Below are 23938 nucleotides of genomic sequence, written 5' to 3'. Positions count from 1 at the left end.
CGGAGTAATCCGGAACCGCCCTTCGATCATTCCTGGGGGCCAGTCGGCGGCCAGTCGGGGACCAATGCGTTACCGGTCTCCGGTGACCTGACCGTCGGTACCGTCCCCGACAGCGGGGCACCGGCGTCGGCAGCCCCGGTCCTTCCCTCGGTGACGGCGCGTCGGAATTTCCGTGCACTTCACGAGACCCAATGGAATGTCCCGAATTCCCCTGTCCCGCAATTGTCCTTCGCGAAGATACCTTGCGCCGTACGCCGCCCCGGGATAATTTGATGCGCCGTCACACGGATCGCGAATGACCTGATGGCCCAGGAGAGATTCCTTTTCTTTGTGTTTCTTGAGGAGTTGGTATGCGCGGTACGCAGACACCGGCCACGAATTCCGGAGAAGCGGACTCCCGTCCGAAGCGTCCGAGCAGGACGCGCCGGTCCGCTCTCCTGGGCGCGCTCGGTGCGCTGACACTGGTCATGGCACTCCCCGCCGAGGCGAACGCCGACGTTCTGCAGCTCTTGCCGCAGAACGCCGACGGCCTTGAGCAGACCTTCTCGCCCGCCTACGACTACGACACGGACGGCTGCTACGCCACGGCGGCCATCGGCGCCGACGGCACCATCAACCCCGGGCTGCGGCTGGGCGGTGACGTCAACGGCCATTGCCACGACAGCGCGCAACTGGCAAACGCCAACACGTATTCACGCGAGAAGTGCAACAACGGCTGGTGCGCCGTCGTGTACGCCAGCTACTTCGAGAAGGACCAGGCCACGCTCGGGCCCGCGGCCATCGGGCACACCCACGACTGGGAGCACGTCGTGGTGTGGATCAACAACAACCAGGTCCAGTACGTCTCGGTGTCCCAGCACTCCAGTTACCAGGTGGCGTCCAGTTCGTCGGTGCGCTTCGACGGCACCCATCCCAAGATCGTGTATCACAAGGACGGCGTTTCCACTCATGACTTCCGGTTCGCCAACACCAACGACGAGCCTCCGGAGAACGCCACTGGCGGCTGGTTCTTTCCTCGCCTCGTCGGGTGGAACGGATATCCCGACGGTTTCCGGGACAAACTCATGAACGCGGATTTCGGCGAAGCCACGATCAAGATCAAGGACGGGGATTTCGAGTACGCCCTCGCCCATTCCATGCCCGCGGGAATCTCGTTCGACCCCAATGCCTGAGAGGTATGCGGCAAAGGCGCTGACGGGCGCATGCCCGGCACTGATGTCGCCCGGCTCCTTGTGAAGTCGCGAGTCAGAGGCTGTATCGGACATACCGATACAGCCTCTTGACCGTTCTCGGGGGTCGTCCCGGGCTCAGCGGTAGTACGAGGCGACGGCCGGCTGACCGGTGTAGTTGGGGCCGGCGTGCGGGTCGGCGCCGAGGTAGGCGAAGGGCAGGGTGACGGGGCGGCCGCCCCGCAGACTGAGGCGGTGATGGCGGGCCGAGTAGTGGAAGCCGGCGGCCCGCAGCGCTGTCAGGACCGGGCGGGAGGCGTCGCTTCCGTCGGGGCGCCGCAGCGTCGAGGGATCGAGATGGGCGACCAGCAGACCGGTGCCGGTGAGCCAGGAGGCGGCCCGCTCCAGCAGGGCGAGCCGGTCGCCGATGTAGTGCAGCCCGTGGACGCAGGTGATGAGGTCGTAGCGGCGGTCCGGCGACCACCGGCCGAGGTCGGCGGTGATGAGTTCGAGGCCGTCGGGCAGCGCGGTCCGCCGCAGCGGGCCGACCAGGTCCACGCCCGTGATGACGGCCCGGGGCAGTTGCCGCGCGGCCTCGCGGAGGGCGAGTCCCTCTCCGCTGCACAGGTCCAGCCACGACGGGGCGGGGCCGTGTTCGTTCAGGAACTCGGCGGGGGAGAAGCCGAGTTCGCGGGCGTAGCTGTCGCCTGCCAGGACCCGTTCGCGGTTCTTGGTGCTGTTGGCCACCACGGAATGGCCGGCCAGCTCGTCGTCCTCGATCAACCCGGGTGGAGGTGGGGCTGCTGTCGGCGAAGTACCGTCGATCATCGCCCCATTGTGCGGCAGGACCGTCGAGAGCATCCGGTGGCCGTCGGTGTTCACGCGTTCATCGACATACCAGGACCGCTTGGACGTTTCGAGTGTCGTCGAAAGATGTTCCGCCCCGGGCGTCGGGCCTGCATGGTGGGCCTGGGAGTGACCGAGTCGGGCCGCACGGTCCGGCCCGGGAACACACCCGGACTCCACCACGGGGAAGGACAGCATGACCATGAGGATGAGGACCAAGGCGTTCGCCACGGCGGGGGTCGCCGCGCTGGCCACCGGACTGCTGCTGACCGGCGCGGCCGGGGCGCAGGCCGCGGCGGCGGGACTGCCCTACGCCGTCACACCGTACGTGAACGTCAACGTCCGCTACGGGCCCTCGACCACCACCGGCATCGCCGGGCACGTCACCGCCGGGCAGCCGCGCGGCGCCTCCTGCTGGACCCACGGCGAGACCATCCGCGACAACGGTTACGTCAACGACGTCTGGGTGCGATTGGCCGAGGGCTATGTGAGCGCCGTCTACCTCAAGGGCGACCAGTACGGCGGCCTGCCGGCCTCGGCCACCTGCTGACCGACCACTCGCGGTGCCCGACCCCGACCCGGGGTCGGGCACCGTACTGCGTCCAGGAGCCGTCAGCGAGCCCCCCGCACAGCGCGCCAGTCCAGGTTCTGCCGGGCCCGGGTCACGGGCCGCCACACCGTCGACCGCTCAAGGGGCCGAAGGATCTCGCACCGGGTGGAGATCGTGTGGGGCCTCGGATCCGGAAGACGATCCGCGCGGGCTGGGTGTCGCACGAGAAGTCGAGCGGGATGTCCAGGTCGTGACCCCGGTCTGGGGCCTCACCGAGCATGGCGCCAAGCGCACCGGACGCGACCCCGTCGTCCAGCCCCGCAGCGTCGTCTACGACCCCGAGCTCACCGTGGACGGTGTGCCGGCGCTGCTGACGGCGGCCTACGAGGGCGTGGAGCCGAGCGCCGGCGCGTAGGGCGCGGGGCCGTACGGGCAGCGCGGACCCCTCCCCACTGCGGCGTACGCGTCGCCCGGGCTATCCTGACCGCCGAACCGGACACGGGGTGCCCCGCACGAGGGCTGAGATCACACCCGTCGAACCTGAACCAGTTAGGACTGGCGGAGGGATGTCTCATGTCGTTGCCGTATGCCCGTAACGCTCGCGGCGAGGTGGCCGTCGGAGGCCCGCAGGGCGTTTTCGACGGGCGGATGCCCACCGCCCCCGGGGATCTGCATGTCGAGGCGCGCGGAATCGCCCCGGTCCCGGAGGACCACCGCTACGGCGGCCCGGGCCGTCTGTTCACCGTGTGGTTCGCCCCCAACCTGACCATGACCGGCGTGTTCACCGGCACCGTCGGCATCGCGCTCGGCCTGGACTTCTCCACCGCGCTCGCCGCCGTCGTGCTGGGCACCCTCCTGGGGGCGGTACCGACCGCGTACCTCGGCACCTGGGGGAGCCGGACCGGCGCCGGACAGCTGCCGCTCGCCCGGCTCGCGTTCGGCCGGGCCGTGGTCGTCCCCGGTGCCCTGCAGTGGCTGTCGTCCATCGCCTGGGACGCGTTGATCGGCCTCTTCGGCGGGGACGCGCTGGCCCAGTTGTGCGGCTGGCCGTTCTGGCTGGGCGTGCTCGTCATGATGGCGGTGCAGGGGGCGCTCGGCGTCCTCGGCTACGAGGTGATCCACCGGCTCCAGACCGTGATGACCTTCGCCCTCGGCGCCGCGTTCGTGGCCCTGACCGTGAAGCTCCTGAGCGGCGCCCACACCGCCCCCACCGCCACCGCGCACGGCGCCGACCAGGCCGGTGCCTTCGTCCTGACCTGCACGATCGCCCTCAGCCTGGCACTGTCGTGGGCGCCGTACGCGAGCGACTTCAGCCGCTACCTGCCGCCCACGGCGTCCCGCCCGCGCATGTTCTGGTACACCCTGGCCGGCATCAGCGTGTCCTTCGTGGCCGTCCAGGCGCTGGGACTGTGGGGCGCGGCCGTCTTCACCGACCAGACCGCCCGCGGCGTCGACACCCTGCTCGGCGGCGGCGCCCTCGGCGCGTTCGGTCTGCTCGCCGTGGCGCTCGCCGCGCTGAGCAGCAACGCCATGAACGACTACAGCGGCTCCCTCGCCCTGCAGACCATGGGCGTACGGCTGCCGCGCCCGGCCGCCGCCGCGCTGGCCGCCGTCCTCGGCTTCCCGCTCGTGCTGTGGATGCACGCGGCCGACACCACGGCCCGCTTCCAGAACGTCCTGCTGTTCGTCGGCTACTGGATTCCCGGGTTCGTCGCGATCGTCGCCGTCGACTGGCGCGCCCGGGCCAGGGCCCGCGGCCGTGGCCCCGTGGACCTGGCCGTCGAGAGCGCCCGCCCGCAGCCGTGGTGGCCCGCGCTCGTGGCGTTCGCCGCCGCCTTCGCCGCGGCGGTGCCGTTCATGAGCACCAGCCTGTACGTCGGCCCGGTCGCGCATGCCCTGCACGGCGCCGACCTCGCCTACGGGGTGGCGTTCGTCGCGGCCCTGCTGGTCTACGCCCCCCTGCGCCTGCGCCGCTGACCCCGCCCCCTCTCACCCCCTTCGTACGGAGTGACACCCACCATGCTCGCGAACACGCCCACCGCCCCTCCCCGGGTCCTGACCATCGCCGGATCGGACTCCGGGGGCGGCGCCGGCATCCAGGCCGACCTGAAGACCATGCTCGCGCTGGGCGCGCACGGGATGAGCGTGCTCACCGCCGTCACCGCGCAGAACTCCCTCGGCGTACAAGGAGCCTGGGAGCTTCCCGCCGAGGCGGTGCGCGCGCAGTACCGCAGCGTCGTGGACGACATCGGTGTACAGGCCGTGAAGACCGGCATGCTCGCCTCCCCGCTGCTCGTCGAGACCGTGGCCGAACTGCTCTCGGACGTCGGCGCGCCCGTGGTGGTGGATCCGGTGAGCGTCTCCAAGCACGGCGACCGGCTGCTGGCGGACGACGCGCTGGACGCCGTACGGACCGCCCTGCTGCCGCTGGCGACGGTGGCCACCCCGAATCTCGACGAGACCGCCGAGCTGACCGGGATCAAGGCCACCGGTGAGCAGGACATGTCCCGGGCCGCGGAGCAACTGCTGTCGTACGGGCCCCGCTGGGTCCTGGTGAAGGGCGGCCACCTGCCCGGCGAGGCCGTCGACCTGCTGACCGACGGCACCGAACAGCACTGGTTCCGGGCCCCGCGCCACGACAACCGCCATACGCACGGCACCGGCTGCACCCTGGCCTCGGCCATCGCGGTGGGCCTGGCGCAGGGGCGGGCGGTGCCGGAGGCGGTACGGCTGGCGAAGGAGTACGTCACGGGCGCGATCGCGGCGGGATTCGCCCTGGGCTCGGGCCTGGGACCGGTCGACCACGGCTGGCGTACGCGCGCCTGACGCCGTGAGTCCGGCCGCGGGTCCGGCCGCGGGGCGGCGCTACCGGGCGGGGGCGGTCATGCCCATGCGGAATCGGGTATGACGACCCACCGCGTCCGAGTACGCGTACTCATGATCGATTCCCTCGCCTCGCGCAGGCTGGTCCCACAAGCCGTCCAGAGGGAGTCAGCCGTGCGTATGACAAGCCGAGTTCACCGCCCGTCGTCCGTGGTCAACAGGGGCCCGGTGCGGTCCGTCCTGAGCCTTGCGCTGGCCTGCGCGACCGTCGCGATACTGACCGGCTGCTCCTCCGAGGATGCGAGTTGCGGCGGTGGCCAGTACCCGGTCATGGCCGTGGGGAGCACCGGCAGCGACTGCGTGTCCAACGGTGAGGAGCCACCGAAGGGGTACGTCCGCTATCCCGAAGGAAAGGTCCCCCAGCATGTCGGCGACAAGTGGGACACCTACTGGAGCACCCACACGATCGACGAGAACGGCAAGATCATCAAGGCTCCCGACGCCCAGTGACGGGTGGCCGTGCGCCGGAAATCGAACACGTGATTGAATTCGGGTATGACGTACCCACATTCCCAGGGCCGGGATGCAGGCCGGGACCGGAGAGGCGAGGCTGGATCCATGTCCGAACCGTTGCCTGTCATCGTGGCTCCGCCGAGTGACACCGGTGGCCGCCGAGTCCGAGTGCACGGCGAGAACCTCGGGTTGGCCTACAACCTGGAGGACCTTTCCGAATTCCTGCGTCGCGCGGGTCTCGATGTGGACCCCGTGACCGCGGCCGTGTCCCCCCTCATCGACTGGCGGGGGGTCGGCCCGGAGTACTGGGGCCCCGAGACCCGCGGATGAGGGCGCCCGTGTGGCCACCCTGCGGAGGCGGCCGCTCGCGCGGTCGCCGCACTTCCGCATCGACCACATGTCCGCCCGGGCGGCCTGCCTCTGATCCGTGAGGTTCCTGTGCTTCTGGCCGTGCTGCCGGTCGTGCCGCTGATCGTGCGTCTTGTCGTGCCCGATCGGTGACCGGCAGGACGGGAGGGTGGCCGCCCCATCCGCGCCACCCCTGGGGTGGGGTCCGCGGTCGCCGCGTCGGAGAGAGTCCGGTGGACCAAGGAGTCGGCCGGAGGCTTCTTCGCGACCGCCGCGGCCTTCGCGGCCTTCGCGATCGTGCGGGCCCTGGTCCTCGAACCCGCCAGTCAGTGGCTTCCCGACCACGAGCACAGCGTCACCGCCCTGGCGGGAATCCTGGCCGCGACGCTCGCCTGCCCACTCGCCACGCGCCGGCTCAAGCGCCTGCCCTCGTCGGCTCCGAAGAAGTGAACTCGGGGGCGCGACGGCGCTCGGCGTGTGGGTGACCCGGACGTCCGGGTCGTAGCCGTAGTCGCGGGTCACCGCCGAGGAACACCCGCTGGGTGAGGCCGACTTGGGCGGGAAGCGCAGCTCAACGGCCGGATTCGCGAGGGGGCCAGGTGGCGGGACAGGGTTTCGAAGCGTAGTCACAACGGATGCCGCGGCCGAAGAGGTGCTCGCCCGGGGGTACTTGCCGGGCCCTGAGATCCCGTGCGGCAGTCGCCGGGAGGCCGTCGGACAGTCGCCGGATGACGGCGTCGTACACGCGACACGACTTCTGCACTTCCGCACTTCCGCGCCCCGTGCCTCCGCTCCTCCGCGCCTCCGCGCCTCCGCTCCTCCGCGCCCCCGCACCTCCGCGCACCGGCGGCGGGGCGGGGAGTCGCGCCCAACTCCGCCTCCATATCAGTTGGTTGGCCCTTCATCATTCCGACACCACCTGACGCTTGCGTTGTCGTCGAGAGGGGGAATGGTGATCTGGGCATGCCAATTCGACCGGGGTGTGCCCGACCTGCCCCCACATCACGGTCGATCAGGAGGACGCAGTGAAGAGAAGCTCGCGCATCCGCAGGATCTCGCTCATCCTCGGCAGCGCGGTCGCCCTGGTCGTAGCCTTCCCCGGCAGCGCCCTCGCCGCCCCGCCCCAGGCCCTGCCCGCCAACGCGGACGGACTGGAGCAGACGTTCCAGCCGGCCTTCGACTACGACACGGACGGCTGCTACCCCACCCCCGCCATCGGTCCCGACGGGACGATCAACCCCGGCCTCAACCCGTCCGGCGCACTCAACGGCCAGTGCCACGACGCCTCGGATCTCGACAACACCAACGGCTATTCGCGCGAGAAGTGCAACAACGGCTGGTGCGCCATCATGTACGGCCTCTACTTCGAGAAGGACCAGGCCGTGCTCGGCAGCGGTCTCGGCGGGCACCGCAACGACTGGGAGCATGTCGTCGTGTGGGTGCAGAACAACCAGGCCCAGTACGTCTCCACCTCCGCCCACGGCAACTTCAACATCTACGGCCGTGACCAGATCCGTTGGGACGGCACGCACCCCAAGGTCGTTTACCACAAGGACGGTCTGAGCACGCACTGCCTCCGTCCCGCGAACAGCAACGACGAGCCGCCGGAGAACCACTACCACGGGTGGCAGTTCCCCGACCTGGTCGGCTGGGAGGGCTACCCCGCCGGTCTGCGCGACAAGCTGAGCGCCTACGACTTCGGCAGCGCCGTCTTCGGCCTCAAGGACGGCAACTTCAACTACCACCTGGAGAAGGCGAAGCCGGCCGGCATCCCGTTCGACCCCAACGCGTGATGATGCGTCAAGTGGAGTGCCACGCGGGTGAGTTGGTGGGGTTATTGGCCGCTCTCGACGCGTGATCGTGGCACACATCACCCTGGAGGGGGTGGAGAGGTGAAGCGGGCTTCACGTCTTCATGGCATGCTCGCATCTAGTTACTCGCTGGTAATCCCATGCCACCCCCACCCCCCTCAGGACTGATCTTGCGCATCCGCAAGCGGCCCTCGCGTGCCCTCGTGCCCGCGCTCGCCGCCTCCGCCCTCTTCCTGGCCGCCGGCTGCTCCGCAGACCCCGGCCAGAGCTCCGCCGCCGAACGGACCCCGGACGCCGGCGCGTCCGCGACGGCTGCCGCGAACAGCGGCCAACCGCTCGCCGTCGCCGCAGCCCCCGCCGCGGCGGCCACCTCGACCGCCGTCGCCCGGCCCGGTACGGCCGGCGGTAAGGCCCACAAGACCTCGCTCAAGGTGAAGTCGTACGACAGACACACCCGACGGGCCGTCATATCAAGTGTCAGCAAAGAGACTTCGTCGCCGTCCCCGGACGGCACCCCGACCCCCGGAGGCAGCGCGACGCCGGGCCGCACCGCCGTCGGGGACGTCATCGCCAGTGCCCCCGCGCCCGGCGCCCCGGACGGACTCCTCGCCAAGGTCACCAAGGTGATCGGTGAGACGGCCGACGGCACCGAGGTCCAGACCGCGCCGACGACCCTGGACACGCTGCTGGGCGACGACGACGCGAAGGGCACCGTCCCGGTCGACCCCGCCTCCTTCGACGTCGAGCGACTGCTGCCCGACGTGAAGGTCTCCTGGGCGAAGGCGGGAGACATCCACTCCGGTCCCGAGGGGACGAAGGTCCCGCTCGGCAGCCTGCGGGTCGATGTCGCGACGAAGGTCGCCACTGCGGAGGGCGCACCGGCCTCGGCGGCGGCGTCCGTGTCCGGCTTCGTCCAGGTCAAGCCCGAGGTGGACTTCTCCTACGGGGGCGGCGCCCCAGCCGGTTCCACGGCTTCCACCGCTTCCACCGCTTCCGGTCCGGGGATGGCCCACCTCGGCGTCTCCGGCGACTGGACCTCGCAGTGGGCGCTCAAGGGGCGCGCCGCGGCCTCCGCCAAGCCGGTCCGGCTGCCGTTCGCGAAGCTGCACGCCGACCCCGTCCTCCAGGTCGGCCCCATCCCCGTCGTCGTGAACCTCGACCTGACCTGCTACTTCGAGATCAGCGGCGACGGCAGCGTCACCGTCGACGTCGAGCAGGACCTCAAGGGTGACTTCAAGGTGGGCGGCACCTTCGGTACGGCGGCCGGCTGGACGCCGGTCAACGAATCCCACATGGAAAGCTCTCCGGTCCGTACGTCCGTCACGACCGGCGGAAGCGTGAAGGCGGCCCTCGGCGCACAGGCCACCGTCGGTCTGTACGGCACGGTGGGCGTCACCGCCGACCTGGCCCCGTACCTGCGCGGTGAGGCCGCGGGCACGGTCACCGCGACCACCCCGGTCGCCTCCGACGCGAGGTCCGACGTCGCGGCGAGTGGTTCCTGGGCCCTCTACGGCGGCCTCGACCTGAGTGGCACCCTGCAGATCCAGCTGGCCGTCTTCGGCACCCCCGTCATCCAGCACCCCATCCCCCTGGGCACACTGCACCGGGAGTGGAAGCTCGCCGACGGCAAGATGTAGCCGACCGGCCGCTCTCCGAGCGGCCGGTCCCATCGGCGTCACCGTGAGGGGCCGCCCCCAGCGCGTGTGCGGGCCCGCCCCCTCACGTGCGGTAGGGTTTACCTGCACGATCACGCGGAACACCGCGGGTGAACGCATCGGGACGTGGCGCAGCTTGGTAGCGCACTTGACTGGGGGTCAAGGGGTCGCAGGTTCAAATCCTGTCGTCCCGACTGGAGACAGTCGCAGGTCAGGGCCGGTTTCGGAGGTATCCGAAACCGGCCCTTGACCGTTCTTGGGAACAGTTGGGGACCGGCGCACCGATTCGTCAGGACGAACTCAAGACGCTGCTGGTTGAGGTCGAGGCGATGGAGTCCATTGGTGAGCCCGACCCCAGGATGCGGCGCATGCCCCGGGACTGGCTGGAGGCCGCCGAGCCCGCGCAGGCCGTGGTGCGGCAGCTCTCGGATCAGCTGCGACGGTTCCTCGACGACCAGGTGCGCGCGGAGGACCGCCGCGTCCTGGAGTTCGTGCGCATGCCGGGTCAGGGCACTTCAGTACCGCCGTGGATTTCTGGCCGCCCGCCGCGGGACCGCTGGGTCCCCGCAGTGATCGCGCGCCCCGGTGTCCGCCGGTTACCGGCCACTGGGGTCCTGTCGTAGGGACATGGGCAGCCGCGCGGGGTAGGGCGCGGTCACGGTACGGCCCGGCTGTCGAGGACGATATCTCCGCCGCCCGCGCGCATCCGCAGGCTGTCGTGCGCCTCAGAGCCCCGGGGCCGGGAGGAAGCTCGGCCACCATGGGGGTACGCCGCTGGGGCAGTCGTAGGTGGTGCCGCTCCAGAAGAGCGAGAGGGCGCACCAGGAAACGGCGAGGAGCGTCACCGCGAGGGCGAGGGCGTGGAGAAGAGGGCGGTTCCCGAGGAGGGCCCCCACCACCACCCAGCCCATGAGCAGGACGGCCCATAGGCATGGGGTGAAGAGGAAGAGCAGGAAGGTGCTGTTGGCCGCGTTGCTCACTCCCGCGTCGCAGGCGCTCAACGCCCTGCCCAGAAGCGTGGCCGTGAGCGCCGCGAGAGCCAGCCCCATCAGGATGCCGAGACATCCATGCAGCCGTCGGTTCCCCATACGTCCCTTCAACCGTCGTCGGCTCGGTCACACACCTCGGCCGCACGGTTCGTCACTGTATCCACCTACTCAGCAAGTCCTGACCAGCAGGGATCGGCCCGGCCCTAGACGGACGGGCCGGGCCGATCCCCTGGTGACTTCTTCACCTGGTTTGATCCCTTCGCGTACATCTGCTCGATCGTGTTGATCACCGCGGCGTGGAACTGTTCCCTGGTCAGGTCGAGGCCGTGCTGCTCGAAGAGGTCGATTCCGGCCCGCATCGTCATGTCGTCCCCAGCGTCGTCCTGTCCGACGAGGATGGGGTCGAAGACGGAGGCCCCTTTGATGAGCGTCCTGGCGTCGAAGCCGGCGACCCGGCCGACGTAGCCGTAGTGGACGTTCGACCACATGTCGTAGAAGACCTTGTAGTCAGTGCCCGGATCGTCGATGAAGTAGCTCTCCTTGGAGAGGTTGAACTCATTGTCCAGCTTGGGCTTGTGGTCCCGCTCGCAGACCTTGGGACAGACCTTGGAGCCCCACAGGGACAGGGCTTCGAACATGTCGCGCCCCCGGTCGCAGCAGCCCTTGGATCGTCTTCACCTCGTCGGACCGTGCGTTGTGTGTCAGTTCGTCGTACATGAAGCTCTCCATCTCGGAGAACAGGTCCTTCCCCTTCTTCAGGTCGGGCTTGGGCTCGGGGCCCTTCTTGTAGGTGACCATGTGAGAGATCTTCCCGCCATCGTTCTTGACGGTGATGGTGAAGACCCCGCTGACGGGGCGGAAGCCGCCGAGGTACACGGGCACCGTGTAGGTCTTCGTGTACGACCAGTCCCAGCCGTTCCTGCTCTTGGTCCAGGTCTCGGTACCACCGTTGCAGGAACTCGAGGCACCGCCACACATGCCGTCGGGGCGGAGTCCGGTGGGGTCGGCCAGGGGGACGGGGGTGTTGTTGGCGTAGGCGTAGCCGTGTTGAGGGACTCGTGGTCGTCGGGGGCGAGGACGGGGCCGACGGAGAGAAAGCGTCCGGTGGCCGGGTCGTACTCGCGGGCGCCGATGTGGGTGAGGCCGGTGTCGGCGTCGGTGGGTTTGCCGAGGAAGCCCTTGTCGTCGGGCCAGGCCGGAGGCGTCGCGCCGCGGTTTCGCCGAAGGGCTTCGTGTAGCGACGGGTGATGGCCTGGGTGGTGGCGTCGACGGCCATCGAAGCTGTTCCGTGGTGGTCGTCGACCATCCAGCTCAGGCCGGACTCGGTGCGCACCGCCGTGACGTCACCGGCCGAGTAGTAGCGCTCGGCGGTGAACTTCTTGGCGGTGGTGTCGTAGCGGAGTTCCTGGCCGGCCAGGTAGAGGACGGTCTGGTCGGGGCCGCGGCGGATCAGGAGGTCGCCGCCTGCGTCGTAGAGGTAGTCGGTGGTCTTGGTGTCTTCGGTGAGGCGGGTGAGTTCTCCTTCGATGTCCCAGCTGAGGCTCTGCGCGGTGCCGGTGGGGTCGTAGCGCTTGGTGGTGTTGCCCTGCTCGTCGTGCGAAAGGGTCCCAACTTGGCCAGATCTCCGACATCACCTACGAAACCGAGCATGAACTCCTTCTGTGTCCACATCCGGCCTCGCTCCTGCGCATCCAGATCGTCGTAAAGATCATGTATACGCATTGCGTGCTGAGGTGTCAGCGGATTCAGGGCTGACGCGCCGCCTCGTGCAGTCGGTCACGTGCGGCTCTCAGCAAGCCCTGCGACCACTCCGCACGGGTGACTCCCTCGGGCAGTCTGGTCAACTCGGCGTGGCTGGCGCCCAGCGCGCGGGCGATCGCCTCCACCGCGAGACCCTGCATAAGATCGTCGTTGTACTCACCGCGGCCTTCCGCAGCGAGCTTCAGCAGGGCGCGGAGAAGTTCGGCGTCGAACCCGTCGTGCAGGATCCACCCAGCCCCCGAGACCGCGGCCATGAACACGTCGTCATCCAGGTCCCACTCGGGGGATCCCAGCAACTCGAGGATCTGCTTCCTGTACTTCGCTCCCACTCTCCAGTGCGCTGTGAGCACCTGCACGGCGAGCGCCGAGACCTCGGGATCCTGGGGGTAGATCAGATACGTGGCGATCAGCGGCTCGTAGGCCGGGCCGCCCGCACGGGCCACCGCGTACAGCCGCTGGTAGAGCTCCCGGCCGGCCTGGCACTCGGTGACGGCTTGGGCGATCTGCTTCACCTCCTGCGGCGGGATGGTGCCGTCCTTCGCCCGTGCGATCAGCTGCCGCACGTATGCATCATGCGCCACTACAATGGTCCACTCACTTGATTCTGGGGACGAACTGCTCGGAGAAGTCCAGCATTCTTCTGGCCCGCCCCAGGTCGGCGACCGAGAAGGTCTCGCGTGACGCCACTCGTCCCAGGATGGACCAGCTTCCTGTTGATGGCTGCGAATTGATTGGGTAGGCCACCTTGGGCGTTGCGAACCTCGTCGACATGATCCCAGGGGGACACCGCTCGGTGGCGGCTGTCGCTAGGGCGTGTTTCGAAAGTCCCGTCTGGCCCGCGACGCCTGGCACGGCGCCTCGCCGCGTTGTCGGGATCGCCCGCGTACGCCCAGTACGCGGACGACCCTCCGCCTTGCGATGCACCGCACCAGACGCCGCGGGCCCCGCCCTCCGGGCGGACGACGCTACTTTCGAAACACGCCCTAGTCGCGTGTTCGTCGCCAGCGAAGGTGGTCGTAGGACAGGGCTGTTGCTGCCATGGTGTGCCGATGAATACGACACCGGATGGACGGACTATCCCACCCGCGCATGCTGACGAGCGCGCCATGCTGGAGGCATGGCTGGACTTTCACCGTGCAACTCTTGCCTTGAAGTGTTCGGGCCTCAGGGATGATCAATTACGGCTTGCCGCAGTGTCACCCTCGTCGATGACGCTGCTCGGTCTCGTTCAGCACGTGGCTGAGGTGGAACGCAACTGGTTCCAGCGTGTATTCGCAGGTCAGGATGTGCCGCCAGTCTTCGGGGAGAACAACGTCGACGGCTATGCGCTCCGGCCGGACCGAGGGCTCGACGAGGCGAGGGCTGCCTGGCAAGCAGAGGTCGCCCGAGGCCGTGAGCTGATCGCCGACGCATCGCTGGACGGTTCCGGTCGCCTGTCCGAACAGGAAGCGGGTCTCGTCGGCGATCAGGGGGTCTCCCTGCGCTGGATCATGGTGCACATGATCGAGGAATACGCACGTCACAACGGTCATGCTGATCTCATTCGCGAGCAGATCGACGGAGTAACCGGCGCATGAGATGTGCCTGGGCGGTCGCAAGTACCGCGCAGGCACCCGGCTCCGGCTCTCAGCCGGCGACGGTCTGCTCGGCCAGGGCCTTGGTGCGGGCGAGGTGCCAGTTCTCGAGGGTTTCGCCCAGGAGCGGTCGGTCATCGGCGCATGGGGTGAGGAAGCCGCGCAGTCGTGTGTGGACGTCGAGGCAGAGGCGGTAGATGTCCAGGTCCTGGCGGATGGAGAAGATCTGGGCGTAGTGCTGGTCGTCCAGGAGCAGGGCGTCGGAGTGGCGTAGCGCGGTGTGTGGTTCTCGCAGGGCGAAGGCGGTGAACTCTTTTGCCATGCGGGCCATGCTGACGACCCGGTCGAGCGGGAAGCCGAGGTTGCGGTAGTAACCAGCGCGGCGTTCGTAGTAGCCGCCGGCGTGGGTGAGGCTCTCCTCGATGTCCTTCTGGATGGATTCGGTGGCCCGTAGCGCACCGGCCGGCAGCTGGGTCTGGCTGTTGGTGGCCCGGATGATGCGATCGCGGGCAGTCCCGGATTCAGGCGCGACCACGATCTTGACCAGGAGCGAGCGGTCGCGGTGCCGGCCGCCGTTTTGGATGTAGCTGTAGATCTCGTGGCTGGTCTGCAGTCCGTTGACGATCTGCGGTTCCTTGATGACGATCTTCTTGCTGGCGATCTGGGCGGCATCGGCGACGACGGTGACGCCGTTGTTGAATCACCAGAAGTCCTCCCCGGTACCGGACTTGAGGGTCTGGCCGATGGCGTTGTTCACCGCGGTCGACCCCGCGTGGTCGCGCACGTTCGACTCGAACAGCTCGAGTCGCAGCGCCTGGTTGCCGGAGGTGATGAAGCGGTAGTACTCGTCCAGCCGTACCAGGCACACGTAGCCCACGCCGAGCGAGGTGCTCATCAGGGTTTCGGTGAACACCAGCTGCGCGACAGCCTTGGCGCCCCGGGCGGTCCGTTCACGCAGATCGGCGGCGTTGAGGTACTCGAGGTCCCGGTCCCGACGCACATCCAGACCATAAGACGCCGAAATCGGACAAGCGGGGACGGACCTCGCGCATCTCCTCAGATGTCACACCTGATACAGGATCACACGCTGCCCGACAGGGGGAAGTTGGGGTACCCGGCGAGGCCCTGCTGGTAACTCCTAATTTAGGAATTATTATTGACGCCCGTCGGTAACCGCTGCAAGATCCTGGAAACAAACAGCAGGCGCACAGGCATTGCCTGGTCCGAAGACCGACCGCCGCACCCTCCGCGAGGGAGCGGCGCCTCGGACTCACGACCAGGACGGGTCGGCACGCCTGATCGATCGGACAGCGAAGGTCCCGATGTGAAACGACATCTCACCGTCCTCCTCGCCCTCCTGACCGGCTTGCTGGTCGTGCCGGCACAAGCCCACGCCGGCCCGGCGGCCGGCACTGGCGCCGTCACGGCGCCGGCACCTCAGCAGGCGCTGAGCCCGACGCCGTACATGGGCTGGAACACCTACTACGCGCTGGGTGGCGATCCGACCGAGGCCGAGGTCAAGTCAGTAGCCGACTACCTGGTCAGCAGCGGCCTGCGCGACGCCGGCTACCAGTACGTCTGGATCGACGGCAACTGGGCGGCGCCGACCCCGCGCAGCTCGGCCGGCGACCTGGTGCCCAACCCCGACCAGTTTCCGAACGGGCTGAAGCCGCTGGTCGACTACATCCACTCCAAGGGCCTGAAGGCCGGCATCTACACCGACGCCGGCCCGTACATCCCGGGCAAGTGCGGCCTCGGCAGCCACGGCTACTACCAGCGCGACGCGGACCAGTTCGCCGCCTGGAAGTTCGACGCGGTCAAGGCGGACTACCTCTGCGGGATCGCCGCGAACCTCGACCCGAAGACCGTCTACACCGAGTTCGCGCAGGCGTTGCGGAACAACGCCAGCAAGCGCCCCATGATCTTCAACCTCTGCAACCCGGTGACCTCCCCGGACTGGGGCAACTACCCCGAGGAGCAGCAGTCGACGCACTCCTGGACCTATGCACCGGCGATCGCGCAGTCATGGCGGACGTACACGGATGTGGGTTTCGTCGGCGAGATCAAGTACAAGGACGTGCTGCGGAACTACGACGCGAACGCGCGGCACCCCGAGGCCGCCGGACCGGGGCACTTCAACGACCCGGACTACCTCGGACCTGAGCTGGGGATGACCGACGAGGAGTTCCGTACCCAGATGACGCTCTGGTCGGTGGCGGCCGCGCCGCTGATGATCGGCAGCGACATCCGCAAGCTCAGCAAGACCTCGCTCGACATTCTCGAGGACCGCGACGTCGTCGCGATCAACCAGGACTCCGCCGGTGTCCAGGCCGTCCGCGTCGGGCCCGCCGGTACGACGGAGACCTGGGTGAAGCGTCTTGCCAACGGTGACCGTGCCGTGGTGCTGCTGAACCGGGGCGACAGCCCGGCGACCCTCACCACGAAGGCGTCGTCGGTCGGGCTGTCAGGCCACCGGTTCACCCTGAAGAACGCCTGGACCGACCAGGTCACCGAGAGCGCCGGCACCATCAGTGCCGCCGTCCCCGCCCACGGCGCGGCCCTGTTCCGGGTCCGACCGGCAACGGGCAAGCCCGGTGTTCCGCACGTCGTCGCCGGCCTGCCGCAGGTGACGCAGGTCGGCGGCGACGCGGTGCCGGCCGGCACCGCCCCGCTCGTCGCCGGCGGCGACCAGGCCCGGGTCGAGGTCACCGTCCGTAACGACGGTGCGCAGCCGGTCTTCGCGCCGCGGGTCGAGTTGACGGTGCCCGACGGCTGGACGGCCCGTCCGCTCGGCAAGGCGCCGAAGCTGCTGGGCTCCAACCGCTCGGTGACCTTGGCCTTCACGGTGGCCCTGCCGGCCACTGCCGCGCCGGGAAGCGCCGCGCTGACCGCCAGCACGTCGTACGAGGTGATCGGCAAGAGACGGCTGCGGCAGGAGACGACCACGGCGGTAGTTGTCGCACCGGCGGCGCCGGACGGCGACGTCGTACTGTCGCACCACAAGTGGATCAGCGCCACCAGCGGGTGGATGAGCCCGACGGTCGACCAGAGCGTCGGTGGCTGGTCGCCGATCAGCATGCTCGGCCAGGTCTACCCGACCGGTATCGGGGTCGCCTCGCCCTCCACGATCCGCTACTACCTCGGCGACCAGTGCAGCCGGCTGACCGCGACCGTCGGCATCGACGATGCGGTGCGCAACGTCGGCCCGGAGGGCGGCACGTCGGCCTTCCAGGTGATCGGTGACGGCCGGGTGCTGTTCGACAGCGGTGTGCTGACCCGCGACGACATCCGTCAGGTCGACATCGATCTGACGGGCGTCCGGGTGCTCGACCTGGTGGTCGGCGACGCCGGCGACGGCGGCTACAACGACCGCGCCAACTGGGCCGGTCTGAACGCCACCTGCTGATTCGGCTCGGCCGCACCCAGGTGACACCTCACCTGAGTGCGGCCGACTGGCCGCCTCCGTACGTTGCTCCGGGGTCCAGTGCCGGATGTCGGCGCCGATGCCGAGCACTCCGGCCATCGCGAGGACGTACCGGAACGCCAGTGACCGCGGGCGCGGAGCAGATGAGCGCGCCGGTCGCCGCCCTGCTGGTTCTACCTCCTGCCAGGTCACCTCCCGCCATGAGGTGATCGCGTGTGGTGTGAGGTCTCAAGACTCAGTTGACGTTTCTGACTCATCAGATCCTTGACAGGCTCAAGACTTACTGGACATGGCCGGGCAGTCGAGGTCCGAAGTCGGTCGGCCGAGCTGGTGGCAGCCTGCGCTGTGGTGGACGAGATCAGGGTCCGTCTGGGTCGTCCGCGTTCGAATCGACGTTCCATCGCCGGGGTAGGTCTGCGTCGCAGAAGACGCAGACGAAGTGGCCTTCTCGCACGATGTTGTGCTCCTGGCAGGTGGGACACCGGCGGAAGACCACTGAGTGTGTGAAGCAGTCCGGGTGGTCGAGGCCGGCTTGATCCAGTGCCTGTGCGACAGCCGACCATGAGGCAACATCCGGGCAGTAGCCGGTCGACTGGTTGCTGATCTCGTTCACCGTCCAGCGTCCGGCCTCGGTGTAGAAGCTGATTTCGCCAGCGCTTAGCACCCGATCGCCGCTCGCGCAGGCGACGTGTTCGCTGCGGCGTGGGGCTAGCCGCAGAGGGCCGTCCGTGCCGACGACGAAGGTGAAGGGCTCGTCCAGTTCCTCGGCGGTCCGGGCTGCCACCCAGTCCGCGAAGTCCGCGGCTGTGCGGATCGTGGTACCACTGTCCGCTGACTGGACGGCAGCGATCACATGGTGTGGCCCGACATAGCGATAGGCCCGGCCCAAGGCGCTCATGTCGGTCAACGTAGAACACGCCGTCTTGGCACGCTCAGAGTTTTGGCGCGTGGATCTTGGCTTTCCAACCAGTCGCCCTGCTGCTGGCTCTCCGCCTCCAGAGTCACACGCGAAGCATCTGAAACCCCATCAGAATCCGCTAAGGGTGTCCCGAGAACATCACGTCAACTATGTCCTGAGCCCTCACACGACAGCAGGTGGGAATGGGCGTGGCGGAGCCACCTGGCCTCAGAGGTGTGAAGCCGAGCATGGCCTGCAACATCGCCAGTGTGACCAGTTCGGCGTCGGTGAGCTGCGGGGCGATCCCCACGGCAGGCCGCCATGGCGCGAGATGTGGAGACGCCTTCAGCAGATCGTCGGTCTTCACATGGAGTGCGGTCGCGAGGGTGTCCAACTCTGTCTTCACGCGCAGTTGCCGGGTCCGTGCGTCGTTGGCGTTCTGCACGAACTCGGAGAGCACCTGCAGGGGGTCGGACGATAGCGACTCGGCGCCCTGCTGCGCGCCCGCCGCCATGCTGCGGTAGGCGCCCAACCCGCCACGCAGTCCTCGGTCGAGGAGACGGACCGCGTCTGCGGCCTGCTCGACGCCTGAGACCTCCAACTCTGGATCCGCAGGCGGTTCGTCCAGCAGCCTCCGCACCGCCGAAGTGAGCGCCTCACTGTCCACGCTGGTCTCCCTTCACACGGTGGGACAGACCGCAAGCGTCGCGGGTGTCGTGACGGCCGGGTCACCACCCTTCGTGATCAAGTCAATCTCCTGGGGCCCGATCGGGGCGTGCCTGCCCGCCTGCAGGGCTTGGTATCCAGACAGAGAGTCCGAGCATCTCTCGCCATCGTCCGTCGAACGCGGCGGAACTTAGTGGTCGGCTCCGGAAATCCTTCGGGGGTTGATCATGCGGCCGGGGCGACGGAGGATTCTTGTTGGTCGGCGAGTGTGTGCCGATCTAGTCTGGCCAGCAGACCGTCCAGGTCGGTGGTGGTGAACTTCCACTGGAACGGCTGTGCCGTGGCGTTGTAGCGGTCTTCGAACGCTCGGAGCCGGTTCCTGACCTGATCAAGGTCAGTGAAGTCGTTCGGTGTGACGACCTTGCGTTGTACGACGGAGAAGAAGATCTCTATCTGGTTCGTCCAGGAGACGTGGACGGGGGTGTGGACCATGACGGCGTTGGGAAATCGGGCGGCGAGCCGGTCGGAGGCCTTCTTGCCGCGGTGCGAGGAACCGTTGTCGACGACCCAGAAGACGCGTCTTGCGCTGGCGTAGGGCTCTTGGGTCATGACCCGCTCGACCAGGGTCATGGAGGGCACGATGCCGGTCTTGGGCTCGCAGCGGCCGATGATCTTCGCTCGGTGGACGTCATAGGCGGCCAGGTAGGCCAGGGCTCCGCCGCGGCCGTACTCGTGGTTGACGCGCATCGCCCGGGCCCGGCCCGGGGGCAGGGTGGGATGGCAACGGCAGCGGGCCTGGACAGAGGTCTTCTCATCGCTGGAGACGACGTACTCGTCCTCACCCAGCGCGACGCCCTCGAAGGTGCGGGCGTACAGGTCCAGGACGCGTTGTGTCTTGGCGCGGAAGTCCGGGTCTCGGATGAAGATCCAGGACCGGTACTGCCAGGGCTTGATCGCGTCCTCGCGCAGCCAGCGGCGCACCGTGGAAGCGGAGATGCTGTCGGTGATCCCGCGCGCGGTCAGCTCGGCGGCTAGTGCCGCGACAGGCAACGTTCGCCCCGTCGCGACGCCCGGCACGCCCTCTCGCCGCACCGGCCGAAAGCCCAAGTACGTCCAGTACGAGGACTTCCGGCCGGCACGCCGAGAGCACGCACCGGACGCCGCTCCTTGACGGGCGAACGTTGCCTGCCGCGGCACTTGTGTGATGCGCCAGAAATTTCGGGGCTAAGTCGTTAGCCTGTTTTCATGTCACCGGGTCCTCGTGCTGTTGAAGTCACTCTGTCCGCTGAGGAGCGCGCGGAGTTGTCCCGTTGGGTAAGTGGGGTGGTGGCGCCGCGTTTTGTGGAGCGGGCGCGCATCGTTCTGGCGTGCGCGGGTGGTGCGCCGAATGCGCGTGTGGCGGCAGAGGTCGGCGTGACGGTGTCGACGGTGAGGAAGTGGCGCGGGAAGTTCGCTGCTGAGCGGCTGGCCGGGCTTGAGGATGCGGCTCGTATCGGTCGGCCGAAGGCTGACCTGGTCCTGAGTGAGGCTGAGCGGGATCAGCTCACCCGGTGGGTGAGGCGGGCGAAGACCGCCCAGTATCTGGCGTTGCGCGCAAGGATCGTGCTGCGCTGCGCGGAGGGCGGAACGAACCGGCAGGCCGCGATCGACCTCGGTGTTGACGAGTCGACGGTGGAACGCTGGCGGGCCCGGTTTATCGCCAAACGCCTCGACGGCCTGTCCGACGAGCCCCGGGTGGGCCGGCCGCCCTCAATCCTGCTCGATCAGGTCGAGGACGTCATCGTGGCGACCTTGGAGTCCACTCCGGGCAAGGACACGCACTGGTCACGGGCCTCGATGGCCCAGCGCACGGGCCTGTCGAAATCCACCATCGGACGGATCTGGAAGCGGTTCGACCTCAAGCCGCACCTCCAGGACTCCTTCAAGCTTTCCACCGACCCGCAGTTCGTCGCGAAGGTCGTCGACGTCGTCGGCCTGTACCACCACCCGCCCGAGAAGGCGGTGGTGCTGTGCGTGGATGAGAAGTCGCAGATCGTGTGCCACGAACGCTGAAGGAGGCGTTGATGTAACAGCTTCTGGAAGCGGTGCTGTGCAGGAGATGGAGGTAGGTCCTCCGGAGTCGCCCTACAGGGGGAGGTTCCAAACCACCGCAGGCTGCGTCGGTTAAGTGCCGGTCGTGGTGAGCGCTGCGGAAAAGGCGCGGCAGTGATCGCGTCAGGTATGGGTCAGGAAGGCGAGCGTGAGCGAACCGCTGATGACGTGTCGTAATCTTTCTCATTGGCGTCGAAACCGGGGCATGATCTGGGCTCCGGGACAAGTCTGGGGGAAGCCTGTTGACTGCCCGGACGGCGTCCGGCATGGAGGCGGCGCGAGCCTGGCCCGGGCTCTTGCGCGGAACGTGGGAACCTGTCGCCCCGATATTGCAGTCGGCCCGGTGGGCCGGCGGCGAGAGGGAGAACTCCAAGCGGACAAAACCGCGAGGGGCCGAGTACCGATGCGGGGCACGGGGGCGGACCGTCTCGTAGTAGCGGCGAAGTCCGGTAATGCGGATGGAGCGAAGGGGACGGATCGTCCGGGTCTGCTTGGTGGCCAACCGGAGTGCCCGGGATGAGCCAGACGAGCGGATCGAAGTCGTTTGAGATCTCGAAACACCTGGTGTTCGAGGCGTACTTGAGGGTCAAGGCCAACAAGGGTGCGGCGGGCGTCGACGGCGAGTCGATCGAGCAGTTCGAGGCAGACCTGAAGGGCAACCTCTACAAGCTGTGGAATCGCATGTCGTCGGGCTGCTACTTCCCGCCGCCGGTCAAGATGGTGGAGATCGACAAGCCAGGAGGACGCGGAGTCAGGGTCCTCGGCGTGCCCACGGTCGCGGACAGAATCGCGCAGACGGTGGTGGCCATGGTGCTGGAGCCACTGGTGGAACCTGGGTTCCACCCGGACTCCTACGGCTACCGGCCCCGCCGCAGTGCGCTGGATGCGGTCGCGGCATGCCGGGAACGGTGTTGGAGGACGGACTGGGTGATCGATCTGGACATCCGGGGCTTCTTCGACAACCTCGATCATGATCTCGTCCTCAAGGCGGTCGCGCACCACACCGACTTGCGGTGGGTCCTGCTGTATGTGGAGCGATGGCTCAAAGCCCCGCTGCAGAGGCCGGACGGCAGCCTGCAAGCCCGGGACCGCGGCAGCCCACAGGGCTCGGCGGTTTCACCCGTGTTGTCCAACCTCTTCATGCACTACGCGTTCGATACGTGGATGGCCCGGGAGTACCCCGGCGTCCGGTTCGAGCGGTACTGCGACGACGTGGTGGTCCACTGCCGCAACGAGGCCCAGGCGCACCAGGTGCGTCAGGCCATCGGCGGGCGGCTGGCCGAGTGCGGTGGTCTGGAGTTGCATCCGGACAAGACCCGCATCGTGTACTGCAAGGACAGGAACAGGCGTGGCTCGGCCGAGCACACCTCGTTCACGTTCCTGGGGTACGGGTTTCGCGTGCGACGGCTCCGGACGAAGCGCGGAGATTACTTCTTCGGCTTCAATCCGGCCGTCAGCGACGAGGCCGCCAAGCAAATCCGGATGCAGATTCGCCATTGGCGGCTGCACCTGCGTAGTGACACGACCCTGGAGGAGCTCGCCCGGGAGATCAACCCGGTCGTGCGGGGCTGGATCAACTACTTTGGGCGATTTCACCCGTCTGCGTTGCTCTCCACCCTCAACCGCATCAACGACTATCTGGTGCGGTGGCTCGTCCGCAAGTACAAGCGGTTCAAGCGGAAGCGAGCGAGAGCGCGAGAGGCCCTGAGCCGTCATGCCAGGCGGTTCCCCGGGCTCTTCGTTCACTGGAAACTCGTCAAGCCGTGACCGTGTACGACTGGATGATGGGAGCCGTGTAAGCCGAGAGGTTTACGCACGGTTCTGAGAGAGCCGGGGAGTGAAATCCTCCCCGGCTACTCACCCAGGCCCTGGACCGGTCCCAGCCCGTGCTGCCGATGATGCCGGGCATGCCCGAGCGGCGTACTCATGACTACTACCGGCATGGCATTACCAGCCTGTTCGCGGCTTTCAACATCGCCGACGGCACCGTCATATCGGAGCTGCACCGCCGCCACCGGGCCATCGAGTTCAAGAAGTTCCTGGTCACGATCGACAAGGCCGTGCCCCCTGGACTCGATGTCCATCTGGTCTGTGACAACTACGCCACCCACAACACCGCCGAGATCAAGACGTGGCTGGGCAAGCACCCCCGCTTCCATGTCCACTTCACCCCGACCGGCTCCTCCTGGATGAACCAGGTCGAGCGGTGGTTCGGCCTGTTGACCGACAAGCTCATCCGCCGGGGCGTCCACACCTCCGTGAAGGCCCTGGAGGACGACATCGCCGCATGGATCGACACCTGGAACGAGAACCCGCGGCCCTTCACCTGGACCAAGACCGCCGACGAAATCCTCAACTCCCTCGCCGGCTACCTCACCAAGGTCGGAACCAACAACCAGGAAACAAAGGAGAACTAACCCTCAGCATTTCTGGCGCATCACACTAGTGCCGGACACGACCAGCGCGACAGCGGTATGCCGGTCTCGGCGGGAAGATGGCAGGCCAGCGCCTTGGCCTCGGCGACCTGCACGGGAGTGAACAGGGCGGGACGTCCGGAGCGTTTGCGGTCGGCCAGGGCCCGCAGCCCGCCGCGGGCGAAGCGGCCGCGCCAGACGCGGACCGTGTCCAAGTGCAGGCCCGTCTCGTGGGCGATGCGCGCGTTGGATCGTCCCTGTGCCGCAGGCAGGATGACCTGTGCGCGTTTCCGCAGCCGGTGCTCAATCTTGTGCCCGTAAGCCATCCTCTTCAACCGCTCACGTTCGGTGGCGGTCAGGACTATCGGGCAGGCCGGGGCAACGGGCATGGCAGACGGGCCGATCG

General features: G+C 68.0%; 22 protein-coding genes, 1 tRNA gene, 6 pseudogenes and 1 riboswitch. Of the genes and pseudogenes, 17 read left to right on the top strand and 12 right to left on the bottom strand.

Annotation, left to right across the window (positions count from 1 at the left end):
* Positions 1 to 467: 467 nt before the first annotated feature.
* The gene (locus tag OG568_RS09565) at positions 468 to 1172 is read left to right on the top strand and encodes an NPP1 family protein (RefSeq protein WP_329536314.1); all 705 of its coding nucleotides are present in this window, start codon (positions 468 to 470) and stop codon (positions 1170 to 1172) included.
* A gap of 135 nt (positions 1173 to 1307) precedes the next feature.
* On the opposite strand, the gene OG568_RS09560 is transcribed toward OG568_RS09565, so the two are convergent.
* Positions 1308 to 2051 carry a class I SAM-dependent methyltransferase gene (locus tag OG568_RS09560; RefSeq protein WP_329531116.1) on the bottom strand — a complete coding sequence of 248 codons (744 nt, stop codon included), beginning with the start codon at positions 2049 to 2051 and terminating at the stop codon, positions 1308 to 1310.
* A gap of 166 nt (positions 2052 to 2217) precedes the next feature.
* Here OG568_RS09560 and OG568_RS09555 point away from each other — a divergent pair, with 166 nt between their 5' ends.
* From OG568_RS09555 to OG568_RS09505, 11 genes and pseudogenes are all read left to right on the top strand, one after another.
* Complete coding sequence (locus tag OG568_RS09555) at positions 2218 to 2565, top strand: SH3 domain-containing protein (RefSeq protein WP_329531115.1); 348 nt, start codon at positions 2218 to 2220, stop codon at positions 2563 to 2565.
* Positions 2566 to 2815: 250 nt separating this feature from the next.
* Positions 2816 to 2977 (top strand): annotated as a pseudogene (locus tag OG568_RS09550) (maleylacetate reductase); the annotation flags it as partial.
* A 77-nt stretch (positions 2978 to 3054) separates the two neighbouring features.
* Positions 3055 to 3149: riboswitch (TPP riboswitch) on the top strand.
* Positions 3139 to 4542, top strand: coding sequence for a purine-cytosine permease family protein (locus OG568_RS09545; protein ID WP_329531114.1), 1404 nt, complete (start codon positions 3139 to 3141; stop codon positions 4540 to 4542). (Overlaps the previous riboswitch by 11 nt.)
* Before the next feature lie 42 nt (positions 4543 to 4584).
* Positions 4585 to 5391, top strand: a complete 807-nt coding sequence (gene thiD / locus OG568_RS09540; RefSeq protein ID WP_329361548.1) for a bifunctional hydroxymethylpyrimidine kinase/phosphomethylpyrimidine kinase — start codon at positions 4585 to 4587, stop codon at positions 5389 to 5391.
* A 177-nt stretch (positions 5392 to 5568) separates the two neighbouring features.
* Positions 5569 to 5898 carry an SCO0607 family lipoprotein gene (locus OG568_RS09535; RefSeq protein WP_266588462.1) on the top strand — a complete coding sequence of 110 codons (330 nt, stop codon included), beginning with the start codon at positions 5569 to 5571 and terminating at the stop codon, positions 5896 to 5898.
* Between the two features lie 108 nt (positions 5899 to 6006).
* On the top strand, positions 6007 to 6231 hold the full coding sequence (locus tag OG568_RS09530) for a hypothetical protein (protein ID WP_075030296.1): 225 nt from the start codon (positions 6007 to 6009) through the stop codon (positions 6229 to 6231).
* A 216-nt stretch (positions 6232 to 6447) separates the two neighbouring features.
* A complete protein-coding gene (locus tag OG568_RS09525; RefSeq protein ID WP_329531113.1) occupies positions 6448 to 6699 on the top strand; it encodes a hypothetical protein in 252 nt (83 codons plus the stop codon).
* A gap of 575 nt (positions 6700 to 7274) precedes the next feature.
* Positions 7275 to 8042, top strand: coding sequence for an NPP1 family protein (locus tag OG568_RS09520; RefSeq protein WP_329531112.1), 768 nt, complete (start codon positions 7275 to 7277; stop codon positions 8040 to 8042).
* Positions 8043 to 8236: 194 nt separating this feature from the next.
* Complete coding sequence (locus OG568_RS09515; protein ID WP_329536313.1) at positions 8237 to 9697, top strand: hypothetical protein; 1461 nt, start codon at positions 8237 to 8239, stop codon at positions 9695 to 9697.
* Between the two features lie 138 nt (positions 9698 to 9835).
* A tRNA-Pro gene (locus OG568_RS09510) sits at positions 9836 to 9909 on the top strand.
* 72 nt (positions 9910 to 9981) lie between these two features.
* A complete protein-coding gene (locus OG568_RS09505; protein ID WP_329531111.1) occupies positions 9982 to 10338 on the top strand; it encodes a DUF3375 family protein in 357 nt (118 codons plus the stop codon).
* A gap of 102 nt (positions 10339 to 10440) precedes the next feature.
* On the opposite strand, the gene OG568_RS09500 is transcribed toward OG568_RS09505, so the two are convergent.
* From OG568_RS09500 to OG568_RS61395, 5 genes and pseudogenes are all read right to left on the bottom strand, one after another.
* Positions 10441 to 10803 carry a hypothetical protein gene (locus tag OG568_RS09500; RefSeq protein ID WP_329531110.1) on the bottom strand — a complete coding sequence of 121 codons (363 nt, stop codon included), beginning with the start codon at positions 10801 to 10803 and terminating at the stop codon, positions 10441 to 10443.
* A 104-nt stretch (positions 10804 to 10907) separates the two neighbouring features.
* Entirely contained in the window at positions 10908 to 11342 is a 435-nt protein-coding gene (locus OG568_RS09495) for a polymorphic toxin type 44 domain-containing protein (RefSeq protein WP_329531109.1), read from the bottom strand.
* Positions 11343 to 11612: 270 nt separating this feature from the next.
* Positions 11613 to 12301, bottom strand: a pseudogene (locus tag OG568_RS61400) (RHS repeat-associated core domain-containing protein); the annotation flags it as partial.
* Between the two features lie 148 nt (positions 12302 to 12449).
* Positions 12450 to 13028, bottom strand: coding sequence for a hypothetical protein (locus OG568_RS09490; protein WP_329531108.1), 579 nt, complete (start codon positions 13026 to 13028; stop codon positions 12450 to 12452).
* 161 nt (positions 13029 to 13189) lie between these two features.
* Positions 13190 to 13573: pseudogene (locus OG568_RS61395) on the bottom strand (hypothetical protein); the annotation flags it as partial.
* Here OG568_RS61395 and OG568_RS09485 point away from each other — a divergent pair.
* A complete protein-coding gene (locus OG568_RS09485; protein WP_329531107.1) occupies positions 13515 to 14042 on the top strand; it encodes a DinB family protein in 528 nt (175 codons plus the stop codon). The pseudogene OG568_RS61395 and the gene OG568_RS09485 sit on opposite strands and share 59 nt — an antisense overlap.
* Before the next feature lie 49 nt (positions 14043 to 14091).
* Here OG568_RS09485 and OG568_RS09480 read toward each other — a convergent pair.
* Positions 14092 to 14727, bottom strand: a pseudogene (locus OG568_RS09480) (AIPR family protein); the annotation flags it as partial.
* Positions 14728 to 14739: 12 nt separating this feature from the next.
* Entirely contained in the window at positions 14740 to 15039 is a 300-nt protein-coding gene (locus OG568_RS09475; RefSeq protein ID WP_329531106.1) for a hypothetical protein, read from the bottom strand.
* Between the two features lie 324 nt (positions 15040 to 15363).
* On the opposite strand from OG568_RS09475, the gene OG568_RS09470 reads away from it, so the two are divergent.
* Positions 15364 to 17445, top strand: a complete 2082-nt coding sequence (locus tag OG568_RS09470; protein ID WP_329531105.1) for an NPCBM/NEW2 domain-containing protein — start codon at positions 15364 to 15366, stop codon at positions 17443 to 17445.
* Between the two features lie 376 nt (positions 17446 to 17821).
* On the opposite strand, the gene OG568_RS09465 is transcribed toward OG568_RS09470, so the two are convergent.
* The 3 genes and pseudogenes from OG568_RS09465 to OG568_RS09455 all read right to left on the bottom strand — a co-directional run bounded on the left by OG568_RS09465 (position 17822) and on the right by OG568_RS09455 (position 20077).
* On the bottom strand, positions 17822 to 18361 hold the full coding sequence (locus tag OG568_RS09465) for a hypothetical protein (protein WP_329531104.1): 540 nt from the start codon (positions 18359 to 18361) through the stop codon (positions 17822 to 17824).
* Between the two features lie 194 nt (positions 18362 to 18555).
* Positions 18556 to 18767 (bottom strand): annotated as a pseudogene (locus OG568_RS09460) (IS982 family transposase); the annotation flags it as partial.
* Between the two features lie 485 nt (positions 18768 to 19252).
* Positions 19253 to 20077, bottom strand: coding sequence for an IS630 family transposase (locus tag OG568_RS09455; protein ID WP_329531103.1), 825 nt, complete (start codon positions 20075 to 20077; stop codon positions 19253 to 19255).
* Positions 20078 to 20350: 273 nt separating this feature from the next.
* Here OG568_RS09455 and OG568_RS09450 point away from each other — a divergent pair, with 273 nt between their 5' ends.
* From OG568_RS09450 to OG568_RS09440, 3 genes and pseudogenes are all read left to right on the top strand, one after another.
* On the top strand, positions 20351 to 21079 hold the full coding sequence (locus OG568_RS09450; RefSeq protein ID WP_329531102.1) for an IS630 family transposase: 729 nt from the start codon (positions 20351 to 20353) through the stop codon (positions 21077 to 21079).
* A gap of 555 nt (positions 21080 to 21634) precedes the next feature.
* Positions 21635 to 22885 carry a group II intron reverse transcriptase/maturase gene (ltrA, locus tag OG568_RS09445; RefSeq protein WP_329531101.1) on the top strand — a complete coding sequence of 417 codons (1251 nt, stop codon included), beginning with the start codon at positions 21635 to 21637 and terminating at the stop codon, positions 22883 to 22885.
* Between the two features lie 95 nt (positions 22886 to 22980).
* Positions 22981 to 23535 (top strand): annotated as a pseudogene (locus OG568_RS09440) (IS630 family transposase); the annotation flags it as partial.
* Between the two features lie 20 nt (positions 23536 to 23555).
* On the opposite strand, the gene OG568_RS09435 reads toward OG568_RS09440, so the two are convergent.
* A complete protein-coding gene (locus OG568_RS09435; RefSeq protein WP_329536312.1) occupies positions 23556 to 23858 on the bottom strand; it encodes a helix-turn-helix domain-containing protein in 303 nt (100 codons plus the stop codon).
* Positions 23859 to 23938: the final 80 nt, after the last annotated feature.

This window comes from Streptomyces sp. NBC_01450, assembly GCF_036227505.1.
In the GTDB taxonomy this organism is placed as follows: Bacteria; Actinomycetota; Actinomycetes; order Streptomycetales; family Streptomycetaceae; genus Streptomyces.
This window is presented reverse-complemented; position numbering and strand designations above follow the sequence as displayed.

Bases quoted from the DNA above. Each gene is read 5' to 3' on its own strand.
- OG568_RS09535 (WP_266588462.1), top strand. From the start codon at position 5,569: ATGACAAGCCGAGTTCACCGCCCGTCGTCCGTGGTCAACAGGGGCCCG.
- OG568_RS09555 (WP_329531115.1), top strand. From the start codon at position 2,218: ATGAGGATGAGGACCAAGGCGTTCGCCACGGCGGGGGTCGCCGCGCTG.
- OG568_RS09485 (WP_329531107.1), top strand. From the start codon at position 13,515: ATGAATACGACACCGGATGGACGGACTATCCCACCCGCGCATGCTGAC.
- OG568_RS09465 (WP_329531104.1), bottom strand. From the start codon at position 18,361: ATGAGCGCCTTGGGCCGGGCCTATCGCTATGTCGGGCCACACCATGTG.
- thiD (WP_329361548.1), top strand. From the start codon at position 4,585: ATGCTCGCGAACACGCCCACCGCCCCTCCCCGGGTCCTGACCATCGCC.
- OG568_RS09500 (WP_329531110.1), bottom strand. From the start codon at position 10,803: ATGGGGAACCGACGGCTGCATGGATGTCTCGGCATCCTGATGGGGCTG.
- OG568_RS09530 (WP_075030296.1), top strand. From the start codon at position 6,007: ATGTCCGAACCGTTGCCTGTCATCGTGGCTCCGCCGAGTGACACCGGT.
- ltrA (WP_329531101.1), top strand. From the start codon at position 21,635: ATGAGCCAGACGAGCGGATCGAAGTCGTTTGAGATCTCGAAACACCTG.
- OG568_RS09565 (WP_329536314.1), top strand. From the start codon at position 468: ATGGCACTCCCCGCCGAGGCGAACGCCGACGTTCTGCAGCTCTTGCCG.
- OG568_RS09435 (WP_329536312.1), bottom strand. From the start codon at position 23,858: ATGGCTTACGGGCACAAGATTGAGCACCGGCTGCGGAAACGCGCACAG.
- OG568_RS09495 (WP_329531109.1), bottom strand. From the start codon at position 11,342: ATGTTCGAAGCCCTGTCCCTGTGGGGCTCCAAGGTCTGTCCCAAGGTC.
- OG568_RS09545 (WP_329531114.1), top strand. From the start codon at position 3,139: ATGTCGTTGCCGTATGCCCGTAACGCTCGCGGCGAGGTGGCCGTCGGA.